This is a genomic window from Streptomyces sp. NPDC048479 (assembly GCF_040651435.1).
Taxonomy (GTDB): Bacteria; Actinomycetota; Actinomycetes; order Streptomycetales; family Streptomycetaceae; genus Streptomyces.
The window spans coordinates 49535-65784 of the sequence record NZ_JBEZKA010000024.1; the positions used below are offsets into that span (position 1 = coordinate 49535).

Consider the following 16250-nt stretch of genomic DNA (forward strand, 5'->3'; position numbering starts at 1 on the left):
TCGGCTTCACTCCTCACCGCCCTCCCGGTCCCAGGGGTACTTCGCCGAAGACGCCGACGTGTCACGCTCCGACCACATGTGCTCCGACGTCTCGCGTGCCGATGTCTCGCGTGCTGACGTCTCGCGTGCTGAGCTCTCGCGTGCTGTGCTCTCGCGCTCCGGCCGCTCCCACTCCGGCTTCTCGGGGTCCGGCCTCTCGAGCTGCGGCCTCTCGTGGTCCCGCTTCTCACGCTCCGGCCACTCCGGTGCCGGTGACCCCGTGGTGCGCCCGCCGTTGGACCGCGCGTCCGGCTCCGCTCCTGCCCCCCGCGCATACCGCTGGTCCAGCGCCCACAGCGAGGGCCTGGTGGGCCGGGACGCACCCGGGAAGCGCATCTCCAGGGCTCCCTTGAGGGTCTTCTCCCAGAAGTGCCGCAGGGGTACGAGCCACTCCTCGTCCTCATCCCCGTACCGCCCGGAGAGCTCGTCCAGGAGCGCGATCTGCTGCGGAGCCACGTCGTGAACGAGCGTCTTGAAGAGCTTCGACGCAGGTACGGGAGTGGTGGCGAGCCCGGTCGGCTGGGTGCGCATCAGCCGGTCGCAGAAGTCCTCGATGATCTGCCCCTCGTCCAGCAGCGCCCACCGCTCGTACGCCGCCAGCAGCCCGGCCCAGCTGGAGACGGAGCCGTCGAAGGCCTCCAGCCGCAGGGTCATGGTGGCCGAGTCGCCCTCCTGGAGCCGGATCCGTATCAACTCGGGCGATGTGGCCGGACCCTCGAAGTCGACGCGCCCGTTCCACATCGCGCAGAGGATCCGGTGCAGAATCCGCTGCCGGTCGTCCTCCGTGCTGGCCAGCCAGTCGTCGCGGTGGCCCAGCCGCTGCCGCCAGTGCAGGAAGTCGTCCACTCCCGCCGCGTCCCGCGCCTCCGACCAGAGCCTGAGCACATGCCGTACCTCGGAGACATCGGTGAGGCTCATCCCGCTGCGGAACAGCACCACCGTGATGGACTCGGTGTCCACGGCCCGGTACTCCTGGGTCGCCTGAGGGTCGCGCGGCAGATTCAGCTCCTGCTTCAGGAACTGTTCGGCACGTCCGTCCGCCTCGCTCGCCGGGTGCACGATGAGGACCTTCAGCGGACCGCTGCCGTCCGGGGTGAAGCCGACCGGCAGCAGTCCCGCCAGCTGCGAGCGGAACTGCTCCAGCCAGCGGCTGTCCACGGTGGCCTCGGCGTCCTCGTCGCCGGCCGCGGCCCGCAGCAGTACTCCCATCGAGGGCAGCAGGGGACGGTCGTTGAGCACACTCGCCTCTCCGAAGAGCCCCTTCACCCGCTGCTCGACGACCTGCTTGATCTCCTTGACGGCGGCGCGCGGAGAGCGGCGTACGGCCTCCAGCGCACGCTGCCAGTCCTCCGGCTGGACCAGTCTTGCCAGCAGCCCGGCGGGATCCGTGTTCTCCGGCAGCCCCTCGTGCTGGACGAGGCGGTCGAAGACTTCGTCGTAGAAGGCCCTGAGGTTGTTCTGTGGCGGCAGCAGATAGGAGACTCCGGTGCGGTCGTCGCGGTAGAGCTCCTTGCGGCGTTCCATGAACAGCTTGCGCTCGTCCTCCTCGTGCGCGCGCAACGCCCTGGCGAGCTCGCCGATCTCCTTGATGGCGCGGGCCATAGGTGGCCGCCACCGGGATTCCTGTTCCTTCCAGCCGCGGTGCCACAGCCGGTTGGCCCGCCAGCGGTACCAGTGGTCCTGCTCGATCACGGCCTCCTGGACGTCCGGGTCCCCCCAGCGGGCCGGCACGAGCCCGCCCACTCCCCCCTTGATCCGCGGGATCTGCGGGGCGGAGGGCTGGACGCCGTCCGGCCGTTCCGGATCGTTCTTCCGGTTCTCCAGCATTCCCGCGAACCCGGCCTCGGCGGCCCGCTGCGGATGGCCGTGCAGCCCGGCCAGTGTCCGTTCGAGCTGGAACGGTCCGATCAGGCCCAGGAGTTCGCGTGCGCCGGTTTGTGGCTTGAAGTCCTCGACCAGCCGCGGGATCTCCCGGTCCAGCTCACGGCCGAGCCGGCCGAGCCGGTCCTCCATGTCACCGATCCGGTCGCGCAGCGCCTGGCCGATCTTGTTGTTCCCCTTGGGCAGCGGATCGGGGACCGGGATCTCCGGGGCCTCCCGGGTCCACAGCCGGCCGATGCCCGATCGCTCGAAGAGCTCCTGGACCCGTTCGGCGCCGTCGTCACGGGGGCGTCTGGCATCCTCGGCCATCCCGTGGACCGCCTGGGCGAGCAGCCGGCCGGCGACGATCTCGGCGAGGTCGTCCACGGGTACCGTCAGTGAGGCGGCCAGGCTGGTGGACATTCCGCGATAGCCGATGCCGGAGCGGGCCGGAGTGGAGCGCTCCACGCTCTTGTTGACGAAGCTGGCCGCGAACGACTGGTAGTCGTCCTCGGTGCGCCCCTGGCCGCTCTCCTCGCCCAGCTCCGTGCCGATGAGCGACATCACCATCGCGGTGATGGAGCGGCGCAGGTCCTCCGGCCTGATGACCGCCGGCCTGCTGAAGAGGAACGCGGTCTGCACGGTCGACGGGCGCAGTGCGACAACCCCGTCCACGGGATAGTGCACGCTGATCGAGCCGCGCTGTTTCACATCGCCGAAGTCGTTCCGGGCATCGGGCACGTTCTGGTCGTCCACCAGCCGGGCGAGGTCCACCAGCGCGCGGGCGGAGTTCAGCTCGGCCTCGCGTCCGCCGCCCGCCTCGGGTGTGAAGGCCGACGGCATGACCACCAGCGGGTAGATCTTCACCCCGGGCACCTTGGACTTGCGGAACTCGTGCCCGATGAGATGGATGAAGTCGTAGTAGATGCCGGCTCCGGTGCCTCCGGCCACCGAGAACGCCACGAACACATCGCAGCCGTGGATCTGCCGTCCGCCCAGGTCGCGGAGATCACCCGCGGAGTTGCTGATGGTGCTGATGGCCGCGCGCAGTTGCCGCAGTACCGGCTCCAGGCCGCTGCGCAGCGTGGCGAAGAGCGCGGCCCGGCCCACCGTCGGAAGCTGCCCGGCACCGTTGTGCAGCGGGGCCACGCGCGGCTGCCGTTCCTGCGGCGGCAGCCAGCCGTGGGTCTCCTCGTGCAGGGCGACCCGCAGCATGCGGGTCACCTCCGGAGAGCTGTCGTAGCCGGTGGGCAGCAGATCGTGGATGACGCGTGAGGTACGGGCATACGCGGCGGCCTCCGTGCCCTTGGCGCTGAACTGCGGAAGCCGGTCGAGCTCCGACTCACTGAAGTCCGCGTAGACGAACTGCAGGTAGTCCGGCAGCTGGAACGGTGCGCGCCGGCCGGCGGCGACCAGTTTGGTGCCGTCGGGGCCGCACAGCTCCCGGCGCAGTCCGCGTTCCAGCTCGGCGCCGATCCGACCGCCGGTTCCGCCCAGGCCGACGAAGAGCATGGGCTGGTAGATCTTCATCTCGTCTCCCTTGAGCCGTCCTACGACGGGCCCGTCGTGACTCAGAAATTGGGGTCGAACCGGCGCGTACCGGCCGTCTGTTCTCCGGTGTCGGCCGGGTCACCGCCCGGGCGGGGGCGGTCGGCCGCATCGTTGCCGCGGTTGGGCCGGGACCAGCGGCCACGCGATCGTGTGCCCGCGTCGTCGCCGGTCCGCCCGCCCCGGGCGCGGCCGGGCCAGGTGCGACCGCGCTCGCCGCGCGACGGCCGGCCGGCCGGGCCGCGCCGGTCGCGTACGACGAGTTCCAGGCCGTCGGCGATGCCGGTCGACTCCCCCGCGCGTACGGCGTGTTCGCGCCCCTGGTGCGGGCGGAGCAGGAGCTCGCCCGCCCCGGTGCGGCGCAGCCGGTGGGAGGCGGGCGCTCCGGGGGTGCTGCGCTGGAGCGAGGGAGCGGCGCCCGTGGCCCGGTCCACGGTGAAGTGGAATTCGCCGCCGGTGCTCTGCCCCGAACGTATGGTGAGCTCGTCGAGCGATCTGCCCTCCGTGCTCAACTCCAGCTGTACGCCGACGAGATCGCGGCGCCGCCTGCGGGCTCCGAGCCGTACGACGGCGAAGGCCGCGAGCAGCAGCACCAGTGCGGCGCCGCCGATCACCGCTCCCCACCAGCGGTCCCACCAGGTGGGCGGCGCCTCGACCCGGAGTTCGAGGAAGGAGGTGTCCAGCACGCGCCCGTCGTCGCCCGTGTCGACGACGGTGATGCTTCCTCCCACCTCGCCGAGCGGAGTGCCGGGACCGAGCGAGAGAGTGAACCTGGCGCGGGTGCGCTCGCCCGGGGCCGCCGTGACGGTGGCAGGGCTGATCCGCAGTGCGGAGCCGGGCGCCTGGTCGTCGAGGGCCAGCCGCAGTGTGTGCGGTCCACTGTCGTTGTTGGTGATGTCCAGGGTGCCGCCGACGGTGGCGCCGGGGTGCACGGTGGCCCGGTCGACCGTCAACCCCGCTGTGACGGGCGGAGTGCCCGAGGTGACTCGGGCGTGCAGGGGACGGTGGTCGGCGGTGACCCCGGGTGCGGCCATCTGCGTGGTGAGTTCGAGGTCTCCCGATGCGCCGGCCGGCACGGTGAGCGTGCCCGTGAAGCGCACGTCCTCGGCCCGCTGGTCCGGTGCCCGGCCGTCGTCCGCCAGCCGCACGGTGACCGGGGCGAATCCGCTTCCTGACAGCCGCGCGGAGACCTTGACACCGGCCAGCTGGCGCGGGTCCGTGAGCACGACACCGCGCCTGGTCTGCATCCGGATCTCGACCACGGCCTGCTCTCCGGCACGCGGCGCGGCGGGGTCCAGGGTCACGACGGAGCGCAGCCGGCCCTGCCAGATGGCGCGGACGGCGACCTCACGGTCCCGGTGGCCCTCCGGTGCCTCGACCCGGACCCGCCAGCGGCCGGGCAGTGGATTCTTCACGCGCAGCGCCTCGACCGGACCGTCCTGGCCGCTGACTTCGAAGGTCGAGCCGTCGAACGCCCCTTGTGTGGGCACCTTGCGGCCACTGGGGTCGTAGTAGGTGACCGACACCTTGGGGTCGTGTTTGCCGACCGTGATCGATCCGTCGGTGGCGATCGGCGGGATCGTCACCGTCAGATCGGCCGGCGGCTTTCCGACCGTGCCGTGTGCGATCTGGGCGCAGCGTGCCGCGGCGAAGGTCTCCTGCAGCGCCTTGTCGATCTGCGCCGAGCTGTCCACCACCCGCATCCGCGGGGTGGCGCCGGGCAGATCGGCGCAGCCGTTGCGGTAGCCGCCCTCGGCCATCTCGGTCAGGGCCGCCCGGTCTATCTCGCTCCCGAAACCGAGCGGCCAGACCTGGACGGATTCGCGGCGGGCGCGGGCGAGCGCCTCGGTCAGCCGTTTGGCGCCGTTGGCCTGGCGGCTGGCGGCGTCGGTGCCGTACTCCGGGCTGTCACGCACATCCAGTTTGCCGTCGGTGAGCAGGAAGACCACCTTCGGGGTGGCTTTGTTGCTCTCGGACAGCCGGTCGACGGCCTGGCTCAGGGCGGCCGGGAAGTCGGTTCCCGGACCGGTCCGCCGCGGATCCCGGCGGGACAGCTCCTGTACGCAGTCGCTCAGGCGCTGCCGTCCCGCGGCGTCGGCCACGGTCAGTCCGCAGACCTCCCGCACCGCTGTCTGTCCCGCCTTCTCGGAGCTGCCGAACCCGATGACGGCGGCGCGGGAGCGCTCCGAGATCTCACCCTGGCTCAGCAGCGCGGCGGCTTCCACCTCGCGTGTCAGATCCTTGTCGGAGAGACTCTTCGACTGGTCGACGACCGCGGCGAAGTCGATCGGGTCCGGGCCCTCGGTGGCGGGCGCCGGGGCGCGGGCGCTCCCCGTCGCCGTCGCCGTCGCGGGCGCCGTGAGCGGCCCGGACAGGGCCAGCAGCGCGCCGGCCATCACCAGGGCGCCCGCCTTGCTTCTCAGGTGCATCGTCTCTCACCACAGTTCGCTGAAGAGGGTCAGTAGCGCGCCGAGCGCGAGGGAACACACGCCCATGCGCAGCCACCGGTATTTCGCGGCGAGCACCGCTCCGTGCACGCTCGCCTGGTCCAGCAGCCAGCCGGTGACGTCCTCGCCCGCTGAGGCGAGGCGGGCCAGCAGTTGTTCCGAAGAGGCGCGGGTCGCCAGGTCGCGCAGCAGGGTGCGGTCGGCGCCGATCCTGGTGCGCGGCAGGATCACGGCGACGAGCATCAGCACTCCGGCACCCCAGAACAGGCCGCCCACAACAAGAAGCGCCGGTGTGGAGCGCGATTCGGGCAGCGGAGTGGATCCCTGGGAGAGGATGACGGCGAGGAAGGCGACGGCGCCGGAGAGCAGGATCGCCGCTTTCGTGTCGGCCCTGCCGATGTCCTCGCGGACCGACATGAGCAGACGCTCCGCCATGAAGCGGACATCCTCCTGTCCGGGCCGGTCCGGTCCTGGCCGTAAGGCGCCGGAGCTCATTCGTCGTCCCAGTCGTCGAATGCCTCACTGGGCCTGGACGTACGGGGCCGGGACGGCCGGCGCTCGTCCGGGTCCCGTTCCGCCGCGGATTCGACCCGGGTCGGTTCGTACACATGCGGCGGGTCGTCGCTCCGGGCCGGGCGGCCGCCCGCGCTCGCTCCCTCCGCGTCCCAGGAGGGCCGGTCCGGCTCCGGTCGCGCGGGCGCTTCCCCGAGCGCGGGTCGCTGCGGCCCGCGCTGGGGCAGCACCCGGTCGACGACGCCACCGAGCACGCCACCGGTGCTTTCCCGCAGGTACTGCAGCACCTCGTACATCGGCTCTCCGATGTCATGGCGCTCCAGGACCCCGGTGTCGATGAGCCGGTTGAACACCGTGAGGAAGTCGGCCTGGCCCTCACGCCGCTCCTGCCGGATCGCGCGACGGATCTCCCACTGCTTGTCCGGGTTCTGCGCCATGTGGTGGGCGATTTCGGCCTCTTCGCCGCTCCGCAGCAGGATCTCCAGTTCACGCGCCCGATCGGCGACCAGCCGCCGTTCATGGGCGTCCTTGCGCCGCTGGGCCTCCGCCATGCGCTCGTCCTTGGCCATGTCCAGATCGACCTCGTGCCGCTGCTGGACCTTCCTCTGGACCACCTTGCTCAGATCGATGAAGACATGGACACGGGTGCGCAGGCCGAGATCGCGGCCCAGGGCCAGCCGGCCCGCGCCCAGTTCGTCGCGCACCGCCTCGTCGGCGCGCTGTGCCTCGGTGAGTGCGAAGCGCCGCGATACCGCGCGCAGCCCGTCGAGGAGTTCGTCGTGCAGCAACTCGGCTACGTCCCAGACCCGTTGGGTGACCACCAGATACGGGTCGGTGACCTCCCAGTGCACCTTCGCCGACGCGTCGAAGAAGACTCCGTCGCCGGCGGCGGGCAGCCGGAGGTCGAATTCGGTGACGTTCCGGCCGAGCAGCACCTCGAACACGGTGTACGCCCGGCTGAGCCACTGTCTCTGGTGGTTCTCGCGGCGCTCCGGCCACACCACGCTGTGCCCGCCGTTTCCGTACATCACCACCGCGGCGATCTGGCCGCTCCGGCGTTTGTACGGCGGCGAGCACTCCCGTACGAGCGGCCCTTTCGGACGCTCCCGGTGCTGTTCCCTTTCCTGCTCCGGGCGCTGCTGTTGGCGAAGTTCCCGTTCCTGCGCCCAGTTCTGCCCAGGCTGCTGCATCTGCCGTTGTTGGCGCTGCTGCCCTTGGTGCTGCTGTCCTTGCCGCTGCTGCCCTTGGCGGTGCTGTGCCGCCTCCGGCCCCTCGTCGGCCCCGGGAGTGGTCATCGATCGGCTCCTTCTCCCACGGCGTCCCACATCCGGCTGGCCGCGGCCTTGTTCAGTGGCCTGTCGCGGTCTCTGACGAGGTCCTCCAGCAGACTTCGCAGCCGGTCGCGGTCCCTGCGCTGTTCGGCGAGCAGCGGCAGAAAGTCACAGACCAGCCGGAGTGCTTCCTCGTTGCGGGAGGCCCGGCGCAGCAGGCTGCCCAGCTCGTCGAGCGCCGTCTCGCCGGCGCGGGCGGTGGCGAGGGTGTGCCGCAGCAGGGCCGCCAGCTCCGGCGCGAGCTGCGGCCGGGTCGCCAGCAGCGCGACGAGCAGCGGCTGTGCGTCGTACGGCTCGAGTTCCGGGACCTCCCTCAGACCCCAGAGGTAGGTGGTGCGCATCGTGAGCGTCCCGATCATGGAGATCAGCACAAGATTGGCAAGCTTCCGGCGCCCGTCCTTCAGCCAGTCGGCGAGCCGGCCGGTCACCGTCTCCGGCTCACCGGAGGCAAGCAGCCGCATAACGCTGAACGAGGCCGTGCCGAGCACGTCGACGTCGTCGTCCTCCTGCCTGCGCACCACACTGACCAGCGCGTCGAGCGAGGCGCTGACCGAGCCGGCCGGCAGGACATAGCCGTGGGCCAGCACGGCGGTGGCAAGCAGCGCGTCGTCGTCGCTCTTCGCCCACTCCTTCACCAGCGACTTGACCGCCGGCTGCACCTTCGGGTCGCGCGCCGCCTCGGCGAGCGCCGTCGCCGCGGCCATCTGCGGTACGGGGTTGTCCAGTGCGGCCATGGGGCGCACCAGTTCACCGAATCCGTAGATCCAGTCCCAGGAGCAGAGAACACCTGCCGCGATGGAGGCGCGCACCCATACCTCGGGGCGCGGGTCGTCGCACAGGATCCGCAGCCAGCGCGCCATGGGGCCGCGGACATTGTGGTAGCCGTGCCACACCTCGCGGAGCACGGCCGTGGCCAGGCTCTCGCCCTGGAACCGGATGGCGCGCATCGGGACCCGGGCGTCTCCGAGGTCGATCTCGCCGTCCTCCAGTACGGACCGGGCGACCATCGGGCGGATCTCGGCGTGCGTACCGAAGAGCCGGCGCCCCACGGGCTGTTCCGGGTCCAGGGTCACCGCCAGCTCCCACGCGAGCAGTTCGGCGGCTTCCGCGGTAAGGCTGTAGGCGGAGCCGTTGAACACGGCCACGGCGATCCGGAAGGCGGCGGCGCTCAGCGTCGGCAGTGCCTCGGGAAGCATGCCGGGCCGGTCGGCTCCGGCGAACCACGCCCGCGCCTGTGCCCGGACGAAAGTGGCGCAGTCGTCGAGCAGTTGCTCGTCCGTCAGCTCCCCCTTCTGGCGGCGGGCCAGATGGTCGGCGAGCCGTGCGGCCTCGCGGGGCCGCAGTTCGTCGAGGCCGAGGGCCTCGGTGACATCGGAACGCCCGGCGAGCGCCCGCGCACTGTCGAGAGCGCCTTCGGGCTCGCCCTTCAGCAGCACCCGCAGATGACGGTGGAGCACCTCTTCGGCGGGTGCGGGCGGGCAGTACATGCCGTAGCGGCCGCTGAGCAGCCGGTCGGCCAGGTCTCCGCTCTCGACCAGCACCACTCCGTACGCATGGGATTTGCGCAGCAGTTCGCTGAACCTGTCGAGGTGGAGCTCGGAGAGGCGGCTGGGCCTGCGGGGCTCCTTGCCGGTCTCGCCCCGGCGGCGCTCGGGCTCCCGGCGTCCGTCGTCCGGCGGCAGCTCCAGGAGATGGCCGGCCCCGGCTTCGATCATCTGCTCGGTGATCTCGTGCACCGCGTGGCTCGGATCCAGCCGGGTCACTTGATTGTCCGCCAGTTCGGAGAGCAGGGCGAGGGCAGTGGCCTTGCGGCCGCTCCCGGATTCGCCGCACAGCACCAGAAGCCCGTCCGTACGCAGGAGTTGCTTCATCCGGTGGTAGCCGGAGGCCTCGCAGTAGACGTCGGCGAGGTGCTTCAGCGCCTCCAGCGGGACCGAGCCCTGGACCACGGGCGGGCTGCTGTCGGGGCCGAACTGACCTATGAAGTAGTTGCCTTCGAATACCTGGCCGTCGCCGCGGATCTCATAGGTGCGTTCGGCGCGGCCCGGCGCGAAGGTGCGGCGCGCGGCGTGTGCGGTGCCGGCGCCACCGGTGCCGCCCGAGCCGCCCAGCGGGTTGCGTCCGGCCTGCTCGAAGGGGTTGGCCTCGGGCTGCTGCTCCGCTGTGTCGGTACCGCTGTTCTCCGAACCGGAGGCCGGCGGTGACTGCGGTTCCTCGTTCTTCTCGTCCTGCGGTGGGGAGTCGTCCTGGTCGCTCATGCGTCGCCTCCCTCGCCGCGGGCGGAGCGGTCCCGGCCCTTGTTGATGCCGGTGAATCCGCCGCGGATCTCATTGCCCTTGAAGATCTGCATGTCTCCCTGGGCGTTGTACTGATTCGCGTAGTCCTGATCCGCGTAGTCCTGATCCGCGTAGTCCTGATCCGCGTAGTCCTGATCCGCGTAGCCCTGATCCACCGGCGACGGGGCGCCCGGAACCGGGTCGCCGGGTGTCCGGCCGCCGGGCGTAGGTGGCGGTGGGCCGTCCCCCTTCACCGGCCCACCGCCGGTCTGCTCCGCCGCCCGGTCGCCGAGCGGCGGCTCGGGCCAGCGGGGTATGTGGAACCAGGCGGTCTCGTCGGTCTCCTTGTACTGGACCGGCGCCTGGCGGTAGTGACCCGGTTCGACGTAGCGCCCACCCTCGGCGACCACGTTCACGTACAGCCAGTCGGAGACCACGATCAGCAGGTCGGCCTTGTCGGCGGTGGTCATGATCTGCTTCGCCGTGGGGCTGTCGCAGAGTCGGCAGGCAAGATCCACCGCACGTCCCACGAGGCCCTTGCCGTCGTCGAGGACGAGGCCGGCGTTCATACCGACGCGTAAGCGCAGTGGCCGTGCGATGCCGTTGTTGAGTTCCCGCAAGCTCTCGTACAGGGTGTCGACCCACCGGCCGACCATGAGGGTCGGCGGCACCTCGGGCCGCAGGGCCACGAGAATGCCGTCTCCCCTGTCCTCCTGGTGGACCCGTCCCGGCTCGATACCGACGGACGCGTGCGCCTCGGAGAACGCCTCGTACATGGCGGAGCGCATCCGCTTCTTGGCTTCCAGACCCAACTTCCCCGATCCACAGGCGTCTCCGAAGATCACCAGTCTGTGGACGGCTCCCGCACTGCTCACTAGGACTCCCTGCGTGCTGTGGCGCTTGGTGACAGGTCAACTCTGGGCGCGCGCGGCGGCCGGCGATGTAGCGGTTTACACAGCCGGCGGAGATTTCTCGGGTGGCTGTGTCCCGGGTGGCTGCCCGCGGCCCTGGGCGAGGAGGAGCAGCACCTGCATATCGGTGACGATCACCCGGCGGTTGGCCGTACGGACCACGTCCTGCTCCCGCAGCAGGCGGAGCGCCTTGGCGACCGCCTCTCGGGTCGCTCCTATGGCTGCCGCCAAGTCGTGTTGCGGCAGCGGGAGTTGCAGCACGGTGCCGTCGTCGCCGCGGCGGCCGGCCCGCTCGGCGAGCTCCACCAGCCGGGCGGCGAGCCGCTGCAGCACGGTGCCGGAGGCGAGGGAACGGCGCTCGATGTCCGCGCTGCGCAGCCGCGTGCTCAGCTGGCGCATGATCAGCGAGGTGGCGTGCGGCCTGGCGGCCAGGAAGCCCCTGAACCGGACTCCGGACACGGCCACCGCCTCCACCCGGCCGAGTGCGGTGACGGTGGCGCTGCGCGGCCCCTGATCGACGGCGGCGAGATCGCCCACGACCTCCCCCGCACCGCGCAGGGCGAGTATGAGCCGGGCGCTGCGCTCCGTCTCGACCGAGACAACGGCCCATCCGGAGAGCAGCGCCAGCACATACGTCGTTGTGTCGCGTTCGCGGATCATCACGTCACCGGGTTCGTACGCCCGCGGTGCACCCGCACCGAGCAGCGCACGGCGGTCCTGAAGGGTGAGGGCGTCGAGGAACGAGCGGTCCTGGCCGAACAGACTCATCGTTCCCCCACAACGATCCATCTGGCCCTTTCCGGGGGACCACGCGATCTGCCGGTGTGCTCTTCCTCCCACGTCACGTGGCGCCCTCAGCACCAGAATCGATGGCTTGAAGTCGTCAGGCGGTGGGGTGAAAACGCTAGGTGCTCGTCGAGACAGACGTCAACGAGAACAAACCGTGCGCCCCCTCAACCGCACCTGTGCGCCCCTTTTACAGCCGCGGGTCAACCGGCTCCGACTCCAGTGCGAGCACCGCGAAGACCGCTTCATGAATCCGCCACAGCGGCTCGCCGTCGGCCAGCCGGTCCAGGGCTTCGAGCCCCAGCGCGTACTCCCGCAGCGCCAGCGAGCGCTTGTGGTTGAGGAACCGGTTGCGCAGCCGCTCCAGGTTCTCCGGGCGGGTGTATTCGGGGCCGTAGATGATCCGCAGGTATTCGCGGCCGCGGACCTTGATGCCCGGCTGCACCAGTCGGCCCTTCTCGTCGCGCGCGAGTGCCTGGAGCGGCTTGACGACCATGCCCTCGCCGCCTCTGCCGGTCATCTCCAGCCACCAGTCGACACCGGCGCCGACCGAGGCCTCGTCGCCGGTCTCGACGACGAGACGCCGGGTGACCTGGAGCAGGCCGGTCGGGTCATGCTCCACCAGCCGGTCCAGCCACGCCAGTTGCTCGTCGTGCGGTACGGCGGCGAGCGAACGCCCCTGTACCGCGAGGATCTGGAACGGAGCGAGACGCACCCCCTTCAGCCCCTCGGTCGTCCAGCAGTAGCGCCGGTACGCGTCGGTGAACGCGGCGGCGTCGGCGGCGCGTTCACGCTGCTCGGCCAGGAGTCCGTCCACATCGACGCCGCGCCCGACGGCAGCCTCGAGAGCCGCCGTGGCACCGGGGAAGACGGCGCCGGACGCGGCGCCGACCGCCGCGTACTGCGAGCGCAGCAGTCCGGCCGCCTTGAGCGACCAGGGCATCAGCTCGGCGTCGAGCAGCAGCCACTCCGTGTCGAACTCGTCCCACAGGCCGGCCGCGGTGACAGCCGTACGCAACCGGTCGAGGACCGCCTCGGTGACGGACTGGTCGTCGAAGAAGGGCCGTCCGGTACGGGTGTTCAGCGCGCCGGTGGGGCCGTCGACCCCGAACCGCTCGCGCGCGGCCACGGCGTCGCGGCAGACGAGCGCCACCGCCCGCGAGCCCATGTGCTTCTCCTCGCACACGACCTTGGCGATGCCGTCCGCCCGGTACTGGGCGAAGGCCTCGGCCGGGTGCTCCAGGTATCCGGGCTCCTTCGATGTCGCGGTCGGCGACATGGTCGGCGGAAGGTAGGCGAGCAGTCGCGGGTCGACGGCGAAACGGCTCATGACCTCGAGCGCCGCCGCGGCGTTCTCCTCGCGCACACCGATACGCGCCATGTGCCGGGTCTCCACGACCCGCCGGCCGTGCACATCGGCGAGGTCCAGGGGACGGCCCTCGCGGCCGCCCGGCGCCTCGGTGGTGAGCGGCTTGGCCGGCTCGTACCAGACCTTCTCGGCCGGTACGTCGACGAGCTCGCGCTCCGGCCAGCGCAGCGCGGTCATCCTGCCGCCGAAGACCGCTCCGGTGTCCAGGCAGATGGTGTTGTTGATCCACGAGGTGCTGGGCACTGGTGTGTGCCCGTAGACGACGGCTGCCCGTCCTCGGTAGTCCTCCGCCCACGGGTAGCGCACGGGCAGGCCGAACTCGTCGGTCTCGCCGGTCGTGTCGCCGTACAGCGCGTGTGAGCGGACCCGTCCCGAGGTGCGCCCGTGGTACTTCTCCGGCAGACCGGCGTGGCAGACCACGAGCTTGCCGTCGTCGAGTACGTAGTGGCTGACGAGTCCGTCGATGAACTCCCGCACCTGCTCGCGGAAAGCGTCGTCCTCCTTCTCCAGCTGCTCGATGGTCTCGGCGAGTCCGTGCGTGTGCTGGACGTTCCTGCCCTTGAGCCAGCGTCCGAGCTTGTTCTCGTGGTTGCCGGGCACGCACAGGGCACTGCCGTCGGCGACCATGCTCATCACGCGGCGCAGCACACCGGGGCTGTCGGGTCCCCGGTCGACGAGGTCGCCGACGAAGACCGCCGTGCGCCCTTCGGGATGAACACCGTCCTGGTAGCCGAGCTTGGCGAGCAGGGTCTCCAGCTCGGAGCGGCAGCCATGGATGTCGCCGATGATGTCGAAGGGGCCGGTGAGGTGCCTGAGGTCGTTGTAGCGGCGCTCGAGGACGACCTCGGCGCTCTCGACCTCCTCCACGCTGCGCAGGATGTGCACCTTGCGGAAGCCCTCGCGCTCCAGTCCGCGCAGCGAGCGGCGCAGTTCGCGCCGGTGGCGCTGGATGACATGGCGGGGCATCCCGGCCCGGTCGGGGCGTGCGGCGTTGCGTTCGGCGCAGACCTCTTCCGGCATGTCGAGGACGATCGCGATGGGCAGCACGTCGTACTGGCGCGCCAGCTGCACAAGCTGCCGGCGGCTCTCGGGCTGCACGCTGGTGGCGTCGACGACGGTCAGCCGCCCGGCCGCGAGCCGCTTGCCCGCGATGTAGTGCAGTACCTCGAACGCGGCACCGCTCGCGCTCTGGTCGTTCTCGTCGTCGGCGACGAGCCCGCGGCAGAAGTCGGAGGAGATGACCTCGGTGGGCTTGAAGTGCTTACGGGCGAAGGTGGACTTGCCGGAGCCGGTGGCTCCGATGAGGACGACGAGGGACAGGTCGGTCACCGGGAGCGTGCGCTTCGCCGGCGCGGTGGTCGGAGTGGTGCTGGTCATGCGGCCTTCGCCTCCTTCTCGGCCTCGGTCTTGCCGGTGTTCCGGTTCTTGCCGGTGTTGCGGGTCCTGCCGGTGTTCTTGGTCTTCTCAGTCTCGTCGCTCCTGGTGAAGACAGCCATCTGGGTGGGCGGCCCCACCTCGGGGTCGTCGGGCCCCACGGCGACGAACTCGACGCCGTAGCCGTCCCGTTCGCCGACGGCATGCGCCCAGGAGCGGAATTCCGCGCGCGTCCACTCGAAGCGGTGGTCGCCGTGGCGCACATGCCCGGCGGGCAGCGTCTCCCAGCGGACGTTGTACTCGACGTTCGGCGTTGTCACGACCACGGTCTGCGGCCGGGCGGACCCGAACACCGCGTACTCCAGCGCGGGCAGCCGCGGCAGATCGAGGTGTTCGATGACCTCACTCAGCACGGCGGCGTCGTACCCGCCGAGCCGCTTGTCGGTGTACGTGAGCGAACCCTGCAGCAGCTTGACGCGCGCGGCCTGCCGCTCACCCATCCGGTCCAGCTTCAGCCGGCGCCCCGCGATGGTGAGCGCCCGCACGGACACGTCCACCCCGACGATCTCGGTGAAGCGCACATCCTTGAGCAGCGCCTGCACCAACTGGCCCTGCCCGCAGCCCAGGTCGAGTACCCGGCTCGCCCCGGCCGTGCGCAGCGCCTCAAGAATCGCGTCCCGCCGCTGCTCGGCGAGCGGCACCGGCTTCTCCTCGGTGTCCGTCGTCTCGTCCACGGCGTTGTCCACGTCCTCGACCTCGAGGTCGTCGGCCTCGGCCAGCCGCACCAGCTCAAGACGTTCCATCGCCTGCCGGGTCAGCCCCCAGCGGCGCGACAGATAGCGGCTGGTGATCAGCTTCTGCTCGGGGTGCTCGGCCAGCCAGCCCTCGCCCGCCCGCAGCAGCTTGTCCACCTCGTCGGGCGCGACCCAGTAGTGCTTGGCGTCGTCGAGCACCGGCAGCAGGACGTACAACTGCCGCAGCGCGTCGGCCAGCCGCAGCTCCCCTTCTAGCACCAGCTGTACGTAGCGGGAGTCGCCCCATTCGGGGAACTGCGCGTCCAGAGCCACCGGCTCCGCCTCGACCGAGGCCCAGCCCAGCGGCCCGAAGAGCTTTCGGACCAGCTCGGCGCCACCGCGCGCGGGCAGCGCGGGCACCTCGACGCGCAGTTGCATCGGCTCCTCGGCTCGCCCGGGCAGCGCGGCGCACACACCCCGCAGGGCGCTCTTGAACACGGCGCTCAACGCGACGGCCAGCAGCGAAGACGCGGCGTACGGCCGGTCGTTGACGTACTGCGCGAGCGCCGAATCCGGCGCGCCACCGCGGCCCTTGCCCTTGCCGCGCCGCACCAGCGCCACCGGATCCACCTCCAGCAGCAGCGCGGACGTGCAGCGTTCGGCGGACGCCTCGGGGTAGAAGACATGCGCCGTGCCGTGCGAGGTGGAGAACGTCTGCGCCTTGTCGGGATGCTTGTGCAGCAGAAAGCCGAGGTCGGTGGCGGGACGTTCGGGGGTACCGGTCGTACTGATCGTCAGGAACATCCGACGTACCTCTTTGACCTTCGCTTATACGGGCTGAAACGGCTGTGACCTGCTAGGACGGGTTTCAGAGGCTATCGGAGGCAGTCAGCGGCAGCCACTGAGTTTCGACCCGGATTCGATCCGGATTCGATCCGGTCGGCTCGGAGCCAGTCAGAGGCAATCCGTCCGATCCGGGCTCCGGGCCGGCCCGAGTCAGTCGGTGTCGAGCAGCGGTTCCCCTCTGGCGGCCCTCTGGTTCGGCCTCGGTCGAGCCGCGAT

9 protein-coding genes are annotated in these 16250 nt (G+C 70.8%); all 9 read right to left on the reverse strand.

Annotated features, from left to right (window positions below):
* Nucleotides 1-6: 6 nt before the first annotated feature.
* Nucleotides 7-3429, reverse strand: a complete 3423-nt coding sequence (locus tag AB0D12_RS30785; protein ID WP_362689940.1) for a tubulin-like doman-containing protein — start codon at nucleotides 3427-3429, stop codon at nucleotides 7-9.
* Nucleotides 3430-3470: 41 nt separating this feature from the next.
* Entirely contained in the window at nucleotides 3471-5876 is a 2406-nt protein-coding gene (locus AB0D12_RS30790; protein WP_362689943.1) for a vWA domain-containing protein, read from the reverse strand.
* 6 nt (nucleotides 5877-5882) lie between these two features.
* Nucleotides 5883-6329 (reverse strand): Pycsar system effector family protein, encoded by a 447-nt coding sequence (locus AB0D12_RS30795; RefSeq protein WP_362689945.1) that lies wholly within the window; start codon nucleotides 6327-6329, stop codon nucleotides 5883-5885.
* Between the two features lie 56 nt (nucleotides 6330-6385).
* Nucleotides 6386-7702 carry a hypothetical protein gene (locus tag AB0D12_RS30800; RefSeq protein WP_362689948.1) on the reverse strand — a complete coding sequence of 439 codons (1317 nt, stop codon included), beginning with the start codon at nucleotides 7700-7702 and terminating at the stop codon, nucleotides 6386-6388.
* Nucleotides 7699-9996: a hypothetical protein gene (locus AB0D12_RS30805; protein WP_362689951.1), complete on the reverse strand. Its 2298-nt coding sequence runs from the start codon at nucleotides 9994-9996 to the stop codon at nucleotides 7699-7701. The genes AB0D12_RS30800 and AB0D12_RS30805 overlap by 4 nt, the downstream gene beginning before the upstream one ends.
* Nucleotides 9993-10889 carry a hypothetical protein gene (locus AB0D12_RS30810; RefSeq protein WP_362689954.1) on the reverse strand — a complete coding sequence of 299 codons (897 nt, stop codon included), beginning with the start codon at nucleotides 10887-10889 and terminating at the stop codon, nucleotides 9993-9995. Before AB0D12_RS30810 ends, AB0D12_RS30805 begins: the two co-directional genes overlap by 4 nt.
* A 75-nt stretch (nucleotides 10890-10964) precedes the next feature.
* Nucleotides 10965-11693 carry a Crp/Fnr family transcriptional regulator gene (locus AB0D12_RS30815; RefSeq protein WP_362689957.1) on the reverse strand — a complete coding sequence of 243 codons (729 nt, stop codon included), beginning with the start codon at nucleotides 11691-11693 and terminating at the stop codon, nucleotides 10965-10967.
* 208 nt (nucleotides 11694-11901) lie between these two features.
* Nucleotides 11902-14457 (reverse strand): polynucleotide kinase-phosphatase, encoded by a 2556-nt coding sequence (locus AB0D12_RS30820; RefSeq protein WP_362689960.1) that lies wholly within the window; start codon nucleotides 14455-14457, stop codon nucleotides 11902-11904.
* Entirely contained in the window at nucleotides 14454-15992 is a 1539-nt protein-coding gene (locus AB0D12_RS30825) for a 3' terminal RNA ribose 2'-O-methyltransferase Hen1 (protein WP_362689963.1), read from the reverse strand. Before AB0D12_RS30825 ends, AB0D12_RS30820 begins: the two co-directional genes overlap by 4 nt.
* Nucleotides 15993-16250 lie beyond the last annotated feature (258 nt).